Origin of the sequence: Trichococcus paludicola (assembly GCF_003052295.1) — a bacterium.
GTDB lineage: Bacteria > Bacillota > Bacilli > Lactobacillales > Aerococcaceae > Trichococcus > Trichococcus paludicola.
Genome location: NZ_QBLC01000001.1, coordinates 251144 through 267805 on the forward strand (window position 1 = coordinate 251144; position 16662 = coordinate 267805).

16 protein-coding genes and 1 other annotated feature are annotated in these 16662 nt (G+C 48.4%); of the genes, 12 read left to right on the forward strand and 4 right to left on the reverse strand.

All coding sequences use genetic code 11. The features are described from left to right. Positions 1-96: 96 nt before the first annotated feature. Positions 97-1569 (forward strand): MFS transporter, encoded by a 1473-nt coding sequence (locus C7R56_RS01130; protein WP_107994800.1) that lies wholly within the window; start codon positions 97-99, stop codon positions 1567-1569. Positions 1570-1587: 18 nt separating this feature from the next. Then, entirely contained in the window at positions 1588-2442 is an 855-nt protein-coding gene (locus tag C7R56_RS01135) for a creatininase family protein (protein ID WP_107994801.1), read from the forward strand. A 137-nt stretch (positions 2443-2579) separates the two neighbouring features. Here C7R56_RS01135 and C7R56_RS01140 read toward each other — a convergent pair whose 3' ends face one another. After that, the gene (locus tag C7R56_RS01140; protein ID WP_107994802.1) at positions 2580-2912 is read right to left on the reverse strand and encodes an iron-sulfur cluster biosynthesis family protein; all 333 of its coding nucleotides are present in this window, start codon (positions 2910-2912) and stop codon (positions 2580-2582) included. Between the two features lie 515 nt (positions 2913-3427). On the opposite strand from C7R56_RS01140, the gene C7R56_RS01145 reads away from it, so the two are divergent. Both C7R56_RS01145 and C7R56_RS01150 read left to right on the forward strand, forming a co-directional pair. After that, positions 3428-4708, forward strand: a complete 1281-nt coding sequence (locus tag C7R56_RS01145; RefSeq protein ID WP_107994803.1) for an O-acetylhomoserine aminocarboxypropyltransferase/cysteine synthase family protein — start codon at positions 3428-3430, stop codon at positions 4706-4708. A gap of 320 nt (positions 4709-5028) precedes the next feature. Continuing rightward, positions 5029-6255, forward strand: coding sequence for an MFS transporter (locus C7R56_RS01150; protein WP_107994804.1), 1227 nt, complete (start codon positions 5029-5031; stop codon positions 6253-6255). Between the two features lie 109 nt (positions 6256-6364). On the opposite strand, the gene C7R56_RS01155 is transcribed toward C7R56_RS01150, so the two are convergent. Then, positions 6365-6883 (reverse strand): DNA-deoxyinosine glycosylase, encoded by a 519-nt coding sequence (locus C7R56_RS01155; RefSeq protein ID WP_199902957.1) that lies wholly within the window; start codon positions 6881-6883, stop codon positions 6365-6367. A gap of 161 nt (positions 6884-7044) precedes the next feature. After that, positions 7045-7287, forward strand: a binding site (T-box leader). A gap of 51 nt (positions 7288-7338) precedes the next feature. Here C7R56_RS01155 and trpD point away from each other — a divergent pair. From trpD to gpmA, 6 genes are all read left to right on the forward strand, one after another. Next, the gene (gene trpD, locus C7R56_RS01160; protein WP_234402542.1) at positions 7339-8406 is read left to right on the forward strand and encodes an anthranilate phosphoribosyltransferase; all 1068 of its coding nucleotides are present in this window, start codon (positions 7339-7341) and stop codon (positions 8404-8406) included. Then, on the forward strand, positions 8403-9185 hold the full coding sequence (gene trpC, locus C7R56_RS01165) for an indole-3-glycerol phosphate synthase TrpC (protein ID WP_107994805.1): 783 nt from the start codon (positions 8403-8405) through the stop codon (positions 9183-9185). The genes trpD and trpC overlap by 4 nt, the downstream gene beginning before the upstream one ends. Then, positions 9185-9796, forward strand: coding sequence for a phosphoribosylanthranilate isomerase (locus C7R56_RS01170; RefSeq protein ID WP_107994806.1), 612 nt, complete (start codon positions 9185-9187; stop codon positions 9794-9796). Before trpC ends, C7R56_RS01170 begins: the two co-directional genes overlap by 1 nt. After that, positions 9793-10974: a tryptophan synthase subunit beta gene (gene trpB / locus C7R56_RS01175; RefSeq protein WP_107994807.1), complete on the forward strand. Its 1182-nt coding sequence runs from the start codon at positions 9793-9795 to the stop codon at positions 10972-10974. Before C7R56_RS01170 ends, trpB begins: the two co-directional genes overlap by 4 nt. Beyond that, positions 10967-11743 (forward strand): tryptophan synthase subunit alpha, encoded by a 777-nt coding sequence (gene trpA, locus C7R56_RS01180; RefSeq protein WP_107994808.1) that lies wholly within the window; start codon positions 10967-10969, stop codon positions 11741-11743. Before trpB ends, trpA begins: the two co-directional genes overlap by 8 nt. A gap of 74 nt (positions 11744-11817) precedes the next feature. Continuing rightward, positions 11818-12504: a 2,3-diphosphoglycerate-dependent phosphoglycerate mutase gene (gene gpmA / locus C7R56_RS01185; protein WP_107994809.1), complete on the forward strand. Its 687-nt coding sequence runs from the start codon at positions 11818-11820 to the stop codon at positions 12502-12504. A 48-nt stretch (positions 12505-12552) separates the two neighbouring features. Here the strand turns inward: gpmA and C7R56_RS01190 are convergent, their stop codons facing one another. Then, positions 12553-13329 carry an NRDE family protein gene (locus C7R56_RS01190; protein ID WP_159072116.1) on the reverse strand — a complete coding sequence of 259 codons (777 nt, stop codon included), beginning with the start codon at positions 13327-13329 and terminating at the stop codon, positions 12553-12555. A 229-nt stretch (positions 13330-13558) separates the two neighbouring features. On the opposite strand from C7R56_RS01190, the gene C7R56_RS01195 reads away from it, so the two are divergent. Then, positions 13559-14281: a hypothetical protein gene (locus C7R56_RS01195; RefSeq protein WP_107994811.1), complete on the forward strand. Its 723-nt coding sequence runs from the start codon at positions 13559-13561 to the stop codon at positions 14279-14281. 43 nt (positions 14282-14324) lie between these two features. After that, positions 14325-15323: a sodium:calcium antiporter gene (locus C7R56_RS01200; RefSeq protein ID WP_107994812.1), complete on the forward strand. Its 999-nt coding sequence runs from the start codon at positions 14325-14327 to the stop codon at positions 15321-15323. Between the two features lie 40 nt (positions 15324-15363). On the opposite strand, the gene C7R56_RS01205 is transcribed toward C7R56_RS01200, so the two are convergent. Then, positions 15364-16635, reverse strand: coding sequence for an AI-2E family transporter (locus C7R56_RS01205; protein ID WP_107994813.1), 1272 nt, complete (start codon positions 16633-16635; stop codon positions 15364-15366). Between the last annotated feature and the right edge of the window lie 27 nt (positions 16636-16662).

The window sequence follows — 16662 nt, forward strand, 5'->3', positions numbered from 1 at the left end:
ATGATGCTTGGTGGGAGAATTAGCTGATCTGAAAAATATAAATTCAACTTATATAGAATAGTTCACCAATTATTATAGAGAAAAGAGGAAAATATTATGGCAGAAGAAAAAGTTGTTAAGCAGCAAAATTCAGCAAACGAAATGAAAAGCAGTCTAACCCTGAAGCATAAATTGGGTTATGGTGCCGGAGATGCCGGTGGGGTTGCTACCCTGGTCTTGATCGGAACATTTATGAACCGATATCTTACAAACGTATTAGGCATACCATTTGCAACGCTATCTATACTGTTGCTCGTTTGGAATATTTGGGATATGGTCAATGACCCGATGATGGGTACTATAATGGATAAGTCCTTCTCTAAGGCACATGGCCAAAAAGATAAGTTCCGTCCTTGGATGTTGCGCTCTATTCCTTTGATTGTTATCGGTCTTATTGCATTCTTCTCTGTACCTTCAATGTTTGATGGTATGATGCGTTTAGTAGCTATTTTTCTATTAAAAATTATCTACGAATTAGGTTACACTATGATGAACATTGCCATGGGATCAGTTCTTGGGGTAATGGCCTTAAACGATAGAGAAAGAACTACTTTATCTTCGGCTCGTGGTATGGGATCAACAGTCGGTGGTTTAATCAGTTCAATGATTATACCGGTGATTCTTTCGCGTTTAGGTGAAAACACAACAGGTTATATGGTTTCAGGTATCTTCGCGGCTATCTTAGGTGGTGCACTGATCTTCTTCCACTATTGGGGAACTGAAGAACGGAATGTTGCAGCGAAACTTGCCGCAGAAGAACAAACAGAACCGACAAAAGTCACAGATATTTTTGTTACATTAGCTAAAAACAAAGCGTTCTTGTCACTTTGTTTACACTCGATTGTAATCGTTTTCGGTTCAACCTTATTCAATACAACGCTTCCTTATATTTATGGCGATGTATTTGGTGATATTGGTTTAATGGGAACTGCTGCTTTAATCGGTCAAGGGTTACCAGTAGTGCTGTTACTTATCGCTCCATACTTGGTAAAATTCATTGGATCTACAGTTAAAGTAATCCGTACTTATTTACTATTGAGTGCCTCTATCTTTATTGGATTGTACGTCTGGAAATTAGTGGGTGACTTGCCACCATTCTTATACATGGTTTCTGCCAGCGTCGGTATTGCTTTCATGCTGATGTCCGTTCAACTTCAATGGGGTCTTGTTTCAGAATCTATTGACTACAACGAATACATCACTGGCAAACGTTCCGAAGGTTCCATCTACGGTAACTTCTCGCTGACAAGACGTCTTGGCCAAATGTTGGCGCAATCCCTTGTTGTCTTGATGATTGGTTGGGTTGGTTACAGCCAACAGGCCGCTCAAGCTGGTCAAGCGCAATCAGCTCAAGCTGTTGATGGATTAGTTCTAATGAACCTTCTTGGTCCAGCCGTTTGTGCTTTATTATCATGGGTTTCATTCAAATTCATTTGGAACATTACTGATGAAACACGTGAGGCGATGACTTCAGCTCGTCTGGCAAGACTTGAGGAATTTGCTAAGAAAAATGATGAACCAGAAGTATAATAGCGAGGTGCGCTGGTCATGAAATTAAGAAGTCACTTATTGAATGTTTTAATAAATGATGAAGTGGAGGCTTACTTAAAGGAAAACGATGTCATCATCGTGCCTTTTGGACCAACCGAACTCCACGGAGGGCTGCCCTTGGATTGCGAAACCATCTTGGCTGAGGGGATTGCCTTATTGATGGCAGAAAGGACAAACTCACTTGTGCTTCCGCATGTGCCTTATATTTATTCAGGGGCGACCGCCTCAGGGAAGGGAACCATCCAATTGACCGTCAGGGAAAGTGCCGATATGCTGCATGGTCTGGCACAGTCCTTACTGCGATCAGGCTTCAAAAAGCAAATATATATTAGTCTGCACGGCCCAGCCCATATCTCCATCAATCCGGTTGTGCGTGATTTCTTTGATGAAACAGGGGTAGCCATTCTCTATATCGACGGCATGATAACAGCCCAGAAATCCGGCGTCTTTTCAGATCCGAAAGAGATGATGCTTCATTTTGATAAGATGATTCTTGGGGCTTACAAGCTGCGTAATCGTTTGGATGATATATTGCTGACTTCTGATTATGCAGAACCAGTTACCCAGACCCCATCGGTTTTCGGTAACCTAAGTGCCCAAGCCTTTCAATCTGGAGCAACAGGTTACTATTTCAAGGAACATTCAGACCATATGGCAACCTCTGCTATACCTGATATTGAAACGCGAGACCGCATGGCAGAAGAGGGACTAGTGCTGCTAAATAAGATGGTGGATACAATTGATTTTCCAACTTTGCTTAAGGAAATGGCGATTCAAGAAGATTATCTTGAAGAGGTTTACAAACGTTACCCACACGTGCCAGCTGCCTACAATCGACACAAAAACATTTAAACAGTTTCACAGACTGCTCCCCGTAATGTGGGGCAGTTTTTTTTGATTTAAATTTATCCAAAAAATTCCCGGCGAAATCATGCTTCGCCGGGAATTGCTGCCAGAAGGAATGGACACTTTATCTGTTGCCGCTTTTCTCAATCTTTCAACTTCATATTTTTGTAGTTCATGTGCGGGTTCAACAGTCCACGGTTGCTTTTCAGGACGAAAGAAAAACTGCTGTCGTTGAAATCGATGGTGTTGTCCTCGTCCAGTTGCTGCAGGCTGTCCTTGGTGGCTTTGACCGCGCCGAAGTTGGTGTCCAGAACAGTGTCGTAATTCTGATTTTCCGTATCATACGCTCGGATCGTGAACATGCTGCTGTCCGGTCCGCCGCAGCCGTAGATGGTGCTCATATACAAAGAGAGTTCCTCGGCCATCCCCAATTTTTCCAGTCTTTGCATGGCATTTTCAGTAAACGTCAATTTCATTTTCCATCACCTCTTGTACTAATTATAGAGCATGCCCCGACAAAACAAATCAATTATGCTCACCCTGATAAAAATGTTTGACAAGGTTAGAAACAGATGCTATATTTAATTAAATTCTAATAGAAGAGCGATGAAGAGAAGAGTACCTTTCGATTGTCATTCCAGAGAGCCCCGGTAGGTGAAAAGGGGTATGATGAAAAAAAGCGAAGATGGTCTCGGAGCAAAGCAATGCGGATAGTGTTGCTTCGGTTTGTGCACGATAAAGCACAAGAGTATAACAAGCTGGAGCTTGCGTACTTTTTAAGGTATGGATCGCGAGGTCCCTACGAACATGGGTGGTAACACGAAGAGCTTTCGTCCCTGTATTTCAAGCAGTTGGAATATAGGGACGAGGGCTTTTTTGCTTTTTGCAATATCAGAGTAACGAACAGAAGCAACCTCGGCTAATCGGAAATGACCCAGAAGAGCAACTGCCATGAAAAAATAGATCGAAAACCAGAAGGGAAAGATGACAAATGACAGAGAAAAATTACAGTTTTGAAACGTTGCAAGTACATGCAGGCCAAGTGCCGGACCCCGTTACCGGAGCCCGTGCGGTGCCGATCTACCAAACTACCGCTTTCGTCTTCGACAGCGCGGAACAGGCTGCCGGCCGCTTCGCTTTGACGGATGCCGGAAATGTCTACACCCGTTTGACGAACCCTACAACCGCAGTCGTGGATGCGCGGGTTGCAGCGCTTGAAGGGGGCACATCCGCAGTTACAGTCGCTTCAGGCTCGGCGGCTATCACGTACGCTATCCTCAACGTAGCGAATGCGGGAGATGAAATCGTGGCAGCCAGCACGCTCTACGGCGGAACCTACAATCTTTTCAGTGCGACTTTGCCTAATTTGGGCATCAAAACAACTTTCGTTGATCCTGAAGATGGAGCTAACTTCGAAGCTGCCATCACGGAAAAGACAAAAGCCATCTTCATCGAATCGATTGGAAACCCGAGCACGAACCTGATCGATATCGAAAAAGTCGCCGAAATCGCGCATAACCATGGCATCATCTTGATCGTGGACAACACATTCGGTACGCCATACCTGATCCGTCCTTTCGAATTCGGCGCCGATGTTGTGGTCCACTCCGCTACGAAATTCTTGGGCGGACACGGCACAACAATGGGCGGAGTCGTCATCGAATCCGGTAAATTTGATTTCGCTGCCAGCGGAAGATACCCTGGATTCACGACGCCGGATGCGCATTACAACGGGTTGGTCTATACGGATCTGGGACCGGGGGCATTCACGACCAAAATCCGCGTGCAATTGCTGCGCGATACCGGAGCCTGCATTGGGCCGATCGATTCCTTCCTGTTGCTGCAAGGGATCGAAACTTTGTCATTGCGCGTCGAACGCCATGTCGAAAATACCCGCAAAGTTGTTGCATATTTGGCGAACCACCCGAAAGTGTCCTGGGTGAATTATCCGGAACTGCCTGATAGCAAATACAAGGCTCTTGCCGACAAATACTTCCCTAAAGGAGCCGGTTCGATCTTCACTTTCGGCATCGAGGGCGGCAAACAAGCCGGCATCGAGTGGATCGATAAGTTGGAATTGTTCTCGTTGCTTGCGAACGTTGCCGACGCAAAATCATTGGTCATCCACCCAGCCAGCACGACCCACGCGCAATTGAGCGACGAAGATCTTATAGCTGCCGGCGTTTCCGGGGACATGATCCGCCTGTCCATCGGGATCGAAAATGCCAATGACATCATCGCCGATCTGGAACAAGCTTTCGAACAAATCTAACAAAATGGAGGTGTAGCCTGATTTTCAAGGCTGCACCTCCATTTTGTACATTATTTGCTGACCAAACGACGGAATGATATACTGTTCCTAGTTATGATTAAGAATAGAGGCGAGCGGTCATGAGCGCGAAATTGAGAATTTTTTTGACCTTGATGCATGGTATTTTTTCCGATGCGGCAATTCAAGGGGTAGAGTTTGCCCAAAAATCAAAAAAATTCAAACAACAATACGCTTCTTGCTGCTTATCCTGAACAAAGAGATAAGTCCGGCTATGGGGCCTCCCATAGCTTTTTTTGTGCAAGAAAAGAAGGGACTTTCAAATGGAAAATCACACATCATTACATAAAAATATTTCTCTGGCGAAAAAATATGCTTTCATCCAATACTTTGGCATCACCTCATTATGGCTCCTTTACCTGAGTTCATTCAAAGGGATGACCTTGGTGCAGATTGGATTTCTGGAGGCTATCTTCCATATAACGAGTTTTGTTTTCGAAGTGCCATCAGGTGCTTTGGCGGACCGTTTTGGCTACAAAAAAATCCTGTTGTTCGGGAAAGTGATGGCCATCATCAGCTCGATCGGGATGATTTATGGCCAGAGCTTCTCGCACTTTGCGGTTGCTTTCGCGTTTTCGGCGCTTTCCTACAATTTCAACTCTGGGACCTACGAAGCGCTGGTCTTTGAAAGCATGAAAGGACTGGACGAGGAAAGCGGCTATCTGGACAAGCTGGCCCACATCAATTTTCTGATCGAGATCAGTGCCCAAAGCGGCGTGATCCTTGCCGGGATTTTGGCTGACACTTATTTTCAAGCCGTATATCTGGTTAATATCATGCTCTGCTTGCTGAATATGTTCCTGATTTACCGCATGGTAGAACCAATCAAGCGACTGGATCCGCAGTCGGATGAAACAGTCGGATTATCCAAAAAAGTGGGGCAGTCCTACACCCGGATTCTGGGGAATGCTTGGCAGTTGCTGAAGCAGCATAAAGAGCTTCGGGGCTGGATACTGTTTTTTGCCCTGCTGGACAGCTTTGCGGCGACTTATTATTTCTATTTCCAGAACTACCTGTCAGTGCTGGGTTACAACGGTAAAGCTACGAGCTTCTATCTGTTGGCGGCTGCCCTGTTCGGCATCTTCGGAGCAAAATTTTCTCCATCCATCGAGCAGAAACTCCGTAAAAACCGCATTCCCTATGTCTTTCCGGTAGTTGTTTCGTTGTCATTACTGCTCTCGGCATTGGGGAATCAGCTGCTGATTTTTGTCGGATTTGTGCTTTCGATCATTTTTTCTGCGGTGTCGCCGACAATCGCGAGCGCCTACATCAATCAGTTGATCCCTTCCGAAGAACGGGCGACGCTTTTGAGTGCGAACAGCATGGCCTATAGCCTCTGCATGATCATCCTTTTCCCGGTGATTGGAGGCGTCATTGACCTGTTGGATTTTCAGATCGCCTATTTGACGATGGGACTATCGATCTTGGTTGTAGGTGGAACTTTCGCTGTAGTCGCAAAAAAACGATATTACCGAAAATCAGCGGATTGAGTAAGATGAAGAAGGAGGCTGTCTCTCGAGGCAGCCTTTTTGCATGGTAATTGAGCTGTGGATGTCCGATTCATCAGCGATATCGGATATCTTCCGACTTTCGTCTTCATCAAAGATACTCCTCCAACACCGACCAAGCCTCCAGTTTTTCCGGCAACGTTTTGACATGTTTGCCGCGCATCGGGCTGGTCGAGGGGAGCGGCAGGTAGACCAAGCCGGAATCCTCATCCAGATCGAAGTGCTTTTTGTAGCTGCGGTAAGCTTTCCCGCCGTTGAAGGCGATGGCTCTGATCTGGGGATGATCGCGCAGGAGGCTGTCCAGGTCATTCGGATGTTCCTCTTTGATGGCCGAATCGAGGCTGCCTTCACGGTAACAGGAATGGATGACATCCCAGAGGGCGACATGATGCTCTTTCAGCAGCGATAGGCGGTCTTCGTAGGTCACCGGATCCTCTTCCCCGAGCAGGGAGAAAATGATTATCCAGAAATGGTTCCTCGGGTTCCCGTAGTAGTGCTGTGCTTCCAGCGACTTCGCGCCGGGCATCGATCCCAGAATCAGAACCTTGGCATGCGGATCGATAACGGGTGCCATCGAGTAAAGTTTGTCGGATTGTTTCAGTCGGAACACATCCTTTCAAAGTTATTGTGTATCCATTCTACCAAAATCGCGCCGGAGCAGGAAACATTCGAGCTTGCCAAATTTTTTGAATAAAACAGTTGACGGAAGGTTAGCGATGCGTTAAAATAATCCCAACATTAAGAAATCGTTAGAAAAATCATTTCCATCTAATTAAACCGATAATCAAGAGAAGTACGCATCATACCTTGTTTCCAGAGAGTCGCCGCCAGTGAGAGTGCGATAGCGAAGGGGATGCCGAATGGACTTGAGAGGGTTGCCTTGAAAAGAGTAGGGGCAAACGGGGAACCTGATCCGTTAACAGACAGGCACATATGTTGGTATGTGAACGAGTGGGCGATTCATTTCGTCAATTTGGGTGGTATCGCAGGAGAATACAAGCTCTTGTCCCTTTAAAGGGGGGACAAGGGCTTTTTTTGTACACAAAAAATGATGAGGTGAATGAAATGCTAGAGATAAAAGAGACGAAACTGACCGAAGAAATTCTCCCGCAAGACAGCATGAAAGCCGCTATCGATAAACTGGTGAAAAAAGAAGAACTTTCCCCGCAATTGACGAAGACCATCATGCACCAGATCATGAGCGGTCAAGCCAGTCCGGTCCAGATCGCATCTTACCTGACTGCTATGCGGATGAAAGGCGAGACGGCCGGCGAAATCAGTGCTTCCGCTGAAGTGATGCGGGATTTTTCAAATAAGGTGCGGACTAAGACTACGGCATTGGACATCGTCGGAACCGGCGGCGATCAAGCATTCACCTTCAACATCTCAACCGTCTCTTCCTTTGTCATCGCAGCCGCAGGGATTCCGGTGGCGAAACACGGCAACCGCAGCTCCTCAAGCAAATGTGGCAGCGCGGATGTGCTGGAAGAATTAGGTGTGAACATCGAAGCCAGCGCGCAACACAGCGAAACGATGCTGGAAGAAATCGGGATGTGCTTCATGTACGCCCAAAAATACCATCCATCGATGAAGCATGCGGCACCCGTCAGGAAAGAAATGGGTGTCCGGACGATCTTCAACGTTCTGGGGCCATTGGCGAACCCGGCCAACGCGAACATGCAATTGCTCGGCGTGTATGATGTCGCACTGGTGGACACGATGGCTGAAGTGCTGAACCAATTGCAGATGGAACGGGCGCTTGTGTTCGGCGGAAATGACGGATTGGATGAAATCACATTGACCACAACATCGGAAGTCGCTGAGCTCCGCGACGGCAAGATAACCCACTTCACGTTCGATCCGAAAGACTATGGTTTCGAGTACTGCACGAACGAAGATCTGGTGGGCGGGGAACCGGCTGAGAATGCGGCCATCGCCTTGGCTATCTTGAGCGGCGAAAAAGGGCCGAAGCGCGACACGGTGTTATTGAACGCCGGCATGGCCATCTATCTTGCTAATGACGACTATACGATCGCTGACGGCATCAAGCGCGCAGCCGAACTCATCGACAGCGGAGCGGCTCTGGCGAAATTAAAGCAATTCATCACTGCATCACAGGAGGCGACGAAATGATATTGGATGACATCATAGCAGCGACAAAGATACGTGTGGAAAAAGCCAAACAGGCCATCCCTTTGGAAGAAATGAAGCAAGCCGCTTTGGCATTGCCGATCAATCAGGGTTTCCCCTTCGAAAAGGCGCTGACCGGTGAAGGGATCCGCTTCATCTGCGAATGCAAGAAGGCGTCCCCTTCGAAAGGCGTGATTGTGGAGGACTTCCCATACTTAGAAATCGCCAAAGCCTACGAAGAAGCGGGGGCATCCGCAATTTCGGTATTGACGGAGCCCGATTTTTTCAAAGGCGAAAACCGATTCCTGACGGAAATAAAACAGGCAGTATCGCTTCCAATCATACGCAAAGATTTCATCATCGATGCTTATCAGATTTATGAGGCGAAAGTCATCGGCGCGGATGCCGTGCTGTTGATCGCGACTATCCTGAACGAGGACGAGTTGGATGACTTCCAGCGTTTGGCCCGCGAACTGGGGCTTTCGGCGTTGGTTGAGGCCCACACCGAAGAAGAACTGCTGAAGGCTCTACGGACCCACCCGAAAATGATCGGCGTCAACAACAGGGACTTGAAGACTTTCAAGGTGGACATCCAGCAGTCCATCAGGCTCCGCGCACTGGTGCCGGATGACATTATCTTTGTGGCCGAAAGCGGCATCTCGGAAAGACAGCAAGTCATCGAATTGGAAGAGGGCAATGTCGATGCCATCCTGATCGGCGAAACGATGATGGTCTCGCCGGATAAAAAAGGCATGCTGGACCGCCTGCGGGGGATCGGCTGATGGTCAAGGTGAAAATTTGCGGCCTGAAACGAGTTGAGGATGCTGAAATGCTGAATGAGCTCCGCCCGGATTTTGTAGGCTTCATTTTCGCCCCCAGCAAGCGGCAGATTTCACTGGAGCAGGCGCTGAAAATCAGGGCAGCTTTGAAGGACGCCATTCCGGCGGTCGGCGTCTTCGTCAACGAACCGATCGAAAACATCGTTGCTATCGTGGAAAGCCGGGCGATCCAGATCGTGCAGCTCCATGGCGATGAGGACGACGCCTATATCGAGGAACTGGGTAAGCGGATCACACTTCCGATCATCAAAGCTGTCGCGGTCAAGGACGCCTCTGATGTCAAGAAGGGTTACGCCTCCGATATCCTCCTCTATGATACATACCAAAGCGGCGGGGCAGGTGGGACCGGAAAGACATTCAACTGGGACTTGCTGAAGGAAGCAACGCACCCATTCTTCTTGGCGGGCGGCCTGCATGCGGGCAACCTCGAAGCGGCCATCCAAAAGGTGCAGCCATACGCAGTGGACATCTCGAGCGGCGTCGAAACGGACGGCGTGAAGGATTTTGATAAAATCAGGTCAGTAATGGAAATCATTGGGAGGTCAATAATATGAAAAGTTATTTTGGTGCACACGGGGGACAGTTCATTCCCGAAACCTTGATGAACGCTTGCTTGGAACTTACGGAAGCTTTTTTCCGATTCAGTGAGGATCCGGAATTCAAAAAAGAATTGAACAATCTGTTGGACAACTACGCAGGCAGGCCATCCCGCCTTTATTTCGCGGAAAAGATGACAAAGAACCTCGGTGGAGCGAAAGTCTACCTGAAACGAGAAGACCTGAACCACACGGGCTCGCATAAGATCAACAATGCGCTCGGACAAGTGTTATTGGCCAAAAAGATGGGCAAGAAGCGGATAATCGCGGAGACCGGCGCCGGCCAACATGGCGTGGCAACCGCCACAGCAGCTGCGCTTTTGGACATGGAGTGCGTCGTCTACATGGGCGAAGAGGATACCCAGCGTCAAGCCTTGAACGTGTTCCGGATGGAATTATTGGGCACGAAAGTGATTCCCGTGACGAGCGGCACCGCCACCCTCAAGGACGCGGTCAACGAAGCGATGAAGGATTGGGCTTCCACGTTTGAAGAGTCGCATTACTGCATCGGGTCGGTCATGGGGCCGCATCCATTCCCGACCATGGTCCGCGATTTCCAAAAGATCATCGGGGAAGAGACCAAAGCCCAGATGGCCGAGGCGGAAGGCAAGCTGCCGGATGTCGTGATGGCTTGCGTCGGCGGCGGTTCGAATGCGATCGGGACTTTCTATGACTTCATCGGCGACGAGAGCGTGCGGCTGATCGGCTGCGAAGCTGCCGGCAGAGGAATCCACACGCAAGACACGGCTGCGACAATCGCGACCGGTACGCCGGGCATTTTCCATGGTATGAAATCCTATTTCTGCCAGGATGATTACGGCCAGATTGCACCCGTATATTCGATATCGGCGGGACTGGACTATCCGGGGATTGGGCCTGAGCATGCGGATCTCTATGACCGCGGCCGCGCCGAGTACGTTTCGGTAACGGATGACGAGGCTGTCGCAGCCTTTGAATACCTGGCGCGGATGGAAGGAATCATCCCGGCTATCGAAAGTTCACATGCAATCGCGCATGCCATGGTTTTGGCGCCGACGTTGGATCCGGAAAAGATCATCGTCATCTGTCTGTCGGGCCGTGGGGACAAGGACGTCGCCGCAATCGCTAGATACAAGGGAGTGGACATTCATGAATAAAATTACAGCGGCCTTCAAGCACAAGGCATTCATCCCTTTCGTGACGGCTGGGGATCCAGATCTGGAAACCACGAAGGAACTGATCAGGGAAATCGTTGCGAATGGAGCAGACATTGTTGAAATTGGCATCCCGTTCTCCGATCCGGTTGCGGAAGGTCCTGCCATCCAAAAAGCGGATGAGCGGGCTTTAGCGAACGGCATCAATACGGATGACATTTTCCAGATGGTTGCTGAGTTGCGCACCGAAATCGACACACCTTTCGTCTTTATGACCTACATCAACCCTGTTTTCGTCTACGGCATCGATAAATTCATGGCGCGCTGCAAAGAGACAGGCGTAGATGGCATCATCATCCCAGACGTTCCGTTCGAAGAGAAGGGCTTCATCCAGAAATCCTGCCGGGAACATGGCATCACTTACATTTCCATGGTGGCACCTTCTTCTGCTGAACGGATTGCCATGATCGCTAAAGAAGCGGAAGGTTTCCTGTATGTCGTTTCTTCCTTAGGTGTCACCGGCGTCCGTAGCGATATCACCACCGATATTGGCAGTATCCTCGATGAAATCCGCAAAATCAGTGACATCCCTTGCGCCATCGGCTTCGGGATTTCCAACGCGCAACAAGCGAAAGCGATGAGTGAAATAGGGGATGGCGTCATCATCGGTTCCGCAATCATCAACATCATGGAAAAATACGGGAAAGATTCGCCCAAACCGGTCGGAGCCTTCGTGGCGGAAATGGTGGAAGCCATCCGCGGCGGTAACTGAAGTCCTTATACGTGAATCGTACTGCCTGTAGCAGTATAATGAAAGAAAATTACAGGCAGAAAGTGGTGACGGTGATGAGGAAAATCATTTTGATTCGTCATGGTGCAAGCGAGTGGAATTTACTGAACTTGTTTACGGGCTGGACAGATGTCGACTTGAGTGAACAGGGTGTCACGGAAGCGAGAGAAGCCGGCCGGAAACTCAAGGAAGCCGGGATTGAATTTGATATGGCGTTCACGTCCGTGCTGCAGCGAGCGATCAAAACCTGCCATATTATTCTGGATGAAATGGATCAATTATGGATACCGGAAGTGAAAAGCTGGCGGCTCAATGAACGGCACTATGGCGATCTGCAGGGGCTGAACAAACAGGAAACAGCTGAAAAATACGGAGAAGACCAAGTTCTGAAATGGCGACGCTCCTATAATACGTTGCCGCCGTTGATGGATCCTGATAATCCGCTGTCGCCGGTCAAGGATCGCCGCTACGCCAACCTGCAGAAACGGGTCATTCCGATGGGGGAAAATTTGGAGACCACGTTGGACCGTGTCATTCCATTTTGGGAAGATCAAATCGCTCCGGCGGTATTGGACCGTAAGACGATTTTAGTGGCGGCCCACGGGAACTCCTTGCGGGCTTTGATCAAGTACCTCGAAGAAATACCCGATGATGAGATCATGGCCTTGGAAATACCTACAGGGCAGCCGTTGGTCTATGAATTGAATGATGACTTGACGATCATCAGAAAATACTATCTATAATAATAGATGCGGCTGGGGTTCCGATTCCCGGCCGCATCTTTTGTTGCTTCATTTTTCTTCAGCCTTCAATTGAAAGTTGAAACGGACATCCTTGCTGGTTCCGTCCGGCAGGTAGGATCTTTCCACAAAAGTCACCTGATCGGAATAGTCGATGAGGATCAGTGTCGTGGAGCGGGTGCCGTAGCGTTCCGTCTGGATGAAATTGGCGGAAACAGCACGCAAAATCGGTAAATCCAGCGGCAGATCAGGCAGTTGGTCATCCGGCGGGGGCGTCCGATCAGACATGATGCGGAAGATGGCCTCTTCGTCAAGAGTGGCTGAACTAGCCAGTTCAGCCATTGCCGCTTTTGTGCGAGTGACTTTCGGCCAAGGCGTATCGAGCGTGGCATTGCTGATGGTATGGTTGCCGGATTGAAGGACGCTGCTTTCGTCCAAAATATTGTTGTAATGATGGAGGCTATCGCTCGATCCGACAATCAGATTGAAGCCGTTGTAGTCGGTCCGTTGCTGTTTGACTTGGTTCAGGTAGTCCTGGGGTTCAGTACTGCCGGTCAAGTAATCCATCACAAGGTTGCCGCGGGACAGTTTTTGGTCGGACTCCTGATCAGTCGTCAGATAACTGTTGGTCACGGCGGCAATCCTGCCTTGTTTGGTGATTCCAAGCCAAGCGCCGTGAGCGCTCAAGTCTTTACCTGCCAACAGATCGGGATGGTCCAGCCAAAAGTGTGCAGCCAAGGAGGGACGGTCATACTGCTCGTCCCGATTGGCCACGAGCATCAATTTGTACGATGCGTGTTGACTGAGTTGCAATGAAATCAGACACATAGCTATTCCCCCAGTAAGATGTTGTTCTTTTGTTAAGTATAGCATGCGCAAGCTTCAAGTCTGAAATGGAGAACCCCTGCAGAGGCAGGCCCTGCTGAATGCAGCTCGACTGCTTATTCCAAATTTCAAAACGCGCTGGATATGAGCTATAATGAAGATAACAGTAACACCATCACGCCAATCGGAATTGCAGCGACAGGATCAACACTATTCGAAGGGGTTGTTAAGGATGCTAAAAGATAGAAAAAAATATTGGACAGTCCTGCTGGTCAGTCTTTTTCTGGCAAGTTGCAGCCAAACGCAAGAAACATCTGAAGAAAAAAGTTCCTCTCAAGCGACAGCGCAAAGCAGTTCGGCAGTCAGCACAGCGAGCAGCGAAACAAAAGCAACGTCGGCAGAATCCACGGAAGCCGGTGATAGGCTCGGCAAACTGTCGAAAAGCTACATTGATATCATGGAAAGCGGCAATTACTATATGGCTTTCCGCTCCACGACGACATTTGAAGGCGAAATGATGGAATCCGAGACGATGATGACCGTTTCGGGCGACAGGACCGCGATGCATTCTAAGTCCGTAGATACTGACACGGTAATGATGATGATGGATGGCAAAACGTATTTGATCGACCATGTCAACAAAACGGTAATGGTTATGCCTGAAACAATGATGGAAGGGGAAGAAACCTTACCGGAAATCCCGGAATCAAGCGAGCCGGTCGAAGTGGATGACATCGAATACATCGGCAGCGGTGAGGAAGACGGCTTGGTGTACGAGGAATATCGCACAGAGAGCGGTACACAAATCTTCTACTATTTTGATGGCGCCGACCTGAAGAAAATCAAGACGATCGATGAATCATTTGAATCGGTCATGGAAATATTGGAATTATCCGATAATGTGTCGGAGGATGCTTTTGAAATACCAGCAGACTATCAGCAAGTGACCTACTGAGCACATTAGCCAGCCAGTTCCGGATGGAAGGAAGTGGAGGTTCTTGACGAATTTATTGGCTCCAGCAGCCAACTATGTGTTAGCGGGAGTACTGATTTTCTGCATCTGGGTACTGTCCAAGGCAACGGATGTTTTGGTGGACGAAGCGATTTCGCTTTCGTTGGATTGGGGAATATCCGAATTGGTGATCGGTGCTACGATTGTTTCCTTAGGAACCTCTTTGCCTGAGTTGGCGGTGTCTATTTTGTCAGCTATCCAAGGGAACAGCATAGTTGCTCTGGGGAATGTCATCGGTTCCACGATTGTGAACACCAGCTTTATTCTCGGTATCGGTGCCCTTTACGGCAGCATTCCCGTCAACCGAAAGACTGCAAATAAGCATGCGGTGTTGTCCGGGATCTCTTTGTTTTTGATTCTGTCCGCATTGCCTGTCTTCTACGCAGACGGGCAGGGCAAGATACCGCAGTGGATCGGCTTTCTCCTGTTGCTGTTGAGCCCCTTGTATTTTGTGTGGATGCTGCGGGAAGGGAAGCAACAACCTCAAGAAATCACTGTCGACACATCCGATAAGGAAGACGACAAGCCAATACTGATCAAACTCTTAAAATTATTTGTAAGCGCAGGTTTTGTGATTGCGAGTGCCTCAGTTATGGTGACAACGGTTGAAATTGGAGCTACCCGAATCGGCATCCCTGATTCGGTCATCGCTTCCACAGTTGTGGCCTTCGGGACGGGGTTGCCGGAAATCAGCACAACCATCGTTTCTGTAAAAAAAGGCTATGGCGCTTTGGCGATGGGGAACATCATGGGCTCTAACCTTTTGAACACGCTTTTGATCCTCGGTACGGCGATCAGTTTGACCCCTGGAGGAATTGTTGTCAGTCCGGATTTCTATCAGATCCATTTTCCGGCTTTAGGGATTTTGTTGGTTGTTTTGGGTTATTTTTCCTACAATACTAAACGGGAAATCATCAGCAGAAAAGAAGGGCGCATTTTGGTGCTTTTTTACCTAGCCTATTTAGTATGGAATTACTTGATATAAAAAGGTTCGTGCCCTTACGGGAATCACGAACCTTTTTGTGTTATTCTTCTTTATCGTTTTCCGGAATATCCCTTTCCACATCAACAGTCGCGAAATCCTTAACGGGAGTGGAGCCGTTCACCAAGACGGGCTCTTCATCGTCCAGCTCGAATGGACCGGCCACTTCGCCAAAATAACGATTGTACCGCAGCTTGAATTTTTCGAGTACATGTTCAATCAGAATCTTCAGCATCGCGAATAGCGGCACACCTAAGATCATCCCGATAAAGCCAAGCAGATTGCCCATGATCAGCAAAACGATGATGATCGTCAGCGGGTGCATTTTCAAATTTCGGCCCATGATGCTCGGTTCGATGATGTTGCCTTGAACGAATTGCGCCAAAGCCCAGACGACGGCCATTTTTAGGAGCATGGCCGGAGACGTGAACGCAGCAACGAACAAAGCCGGGATTACACCGATTGTCGCACCGATGAAAGGGATGACCGCTGTCAAGGTAGCAATCAAGGCAAGGACGACGGCATAATCCAGGCCGATGATCAAATAACCAACGATCAGCAAGGCACCCAGACTCAAGGCAACAAGCAGTTGGCCTTGAACATAGGAACCGACCTGAAGCGACATCTGTCTGGAAATCTTTTCGATATCATTGCGGAAAACAGGCGGGATGTTGTTCATGACAAACGGTTGAAACTTCCCTTGGTCCTTCAGCATGAAGAAAAGGATGACCGGGAAAGTGACTGCCACGACCACTACGCTGGAAATGGTGGAAAAAATGTTCAGGATTTTTTCGCTAGAGTTGCCGATCCATGCCAGAATCATCTCAGGGATACTACCCACTGTGTTATCCAACCAACTTTGCGCCTGTTCATAATAGTCCTTGAATGTACTGTTCGCGAGCAGCTTGTCGAAATAGGCATTCATCTGTTCAATGTAGGTAGGAAATTCATTGACTAGATTGGTGAGCTGGCTGGACAAGATCGGAACCAAAAGGACAACCCCATAGACCAGCATGAAAATGAAGAGGACAAAGACGATTGATGTCGCCATTCCTCGGTTGATTTTCCTACTTTCAAGGAAGGTAACCATCGGATTGAATATATAATAGAAGACGATTGCTAAAATAACGGGTGCCACAATGGTCGAAAAAATGACCTGCAGCGGTTTGAAAATGAATGAAATGGTATCCATCGTAAATATGAGCACACCGATCAAAATCAGGGTGGACAGGATATAGATGATTGTCTTGCCGCCCAAAAAGGAGATGAGGCGCGTGTCTTCGGGTACGGTTATTTTTGTTTCTTTCTTTTGCATATGCTGTCCTTTCTTATGCCATCCCCG

What these genes read in the sequence shown, in the direction of transcription:
- C7R56_RS01190 (WP_159072116.1), bottom strand. Translation starts at nt 13,329, where the DNA reads ATGTGTCTGATTTCATTGCAACTCAGTCAACACGCATCGTACAAATTG.
- C7R56_RS01145 (WP_107994803.1), top strand. Translation starts at nt 3,428, where the DNA reads ATGACAGAGAAAAATTACAGTTTTGAAACGTTGCAAGTACATGCAGGC.
- C7R56_RS01140 (WP_107994802.1), bottom strand. Translation starts at nt 2,912, where the DNA reads ATGAAATTGACGTTTACTGAAAATGCCATGCAAAGACTGGAAAAATTG.
- C7R56_RS01170 (WP_107994806.1), top strand. Translation starts at nt 9,185, where the DNA reads ATGGTCAAGGTGAAAATTTGCGGCCTGAAACGAGTTGAGGATGCTGAA.
- C7R56_RS01150 (WP_107994804.1), top strand. Translation starts at nt 5,029, where the DNA reads ATGGAAAATCACACATCATTACATAAAAATATTTCTCTGGCGAAAAAA.
- gpmA (WP_107994809.1), top strand. Translation starts at nt 11,818, where the DNA reads ATGAGGAAAATCATTTTGATTCGTCATGGTGCAAGCGAGTGGAATTTA.
- trpB (WP_107994807.1), top strand. Translation starts at nt 9,793, where the DNA reads ATGAAAAGTTATTTTGGTGCACACGGGGGACAGTTCATTCCCGAAACC.
- trpA (WP_107994808.1), top strand. Translation starts at nt 10,967, where the DNA reads ATGAATAAAATTACAGCGGCCTTCAAGCACAAGGCATTCATCCCTTTC.
- trpC (WP_107994805.1), top strand. Translation starts at nt 8,403, where the DNA reads ATGATATTGGATGACATCATAGCAGCGACAAAGATACGTGTGGAAAAA.
- C7R56_RS01135 (WP_107994801.1), top strand. Translation starts at nt 1,588, where the DNA reads ATGAAATTAAGAAGTCACTTATTGAATGTTTTAATAAATGATGAAGTG.
- C7R56_RS01130 (WP_107994800.1), top strand. Translation starts at nt 97, where the DNA reads ATGGCAGAAGAAAAAGTTGTTAAGCAGCAAAATTCAGCAAACGAAATG.
- trpD (WP_234402542.1), top strand. Translation starts at nt 7,339, where the DNA reads ATGCTAGAGATAAAAGAGACGAAACTGACCGAAGAAATTCTCCCGCAA.
- C7R56_RS01205 (WP_107994813.1), bottom strand. Translation starts at nt 16,635, where the DNA reads ATGCAAAAGAAAGAAACAAAAATAACCGTACCCGAAGACACGCGCCTC.
- C7R56_RS01195 (WP_107994811.1), top strand. Translation starts at nt 13,559, where the DNA reads ATGCTAAAAGATAGAAAAAAATATTGGACAGTCCTGCTGGTCAGTCTT.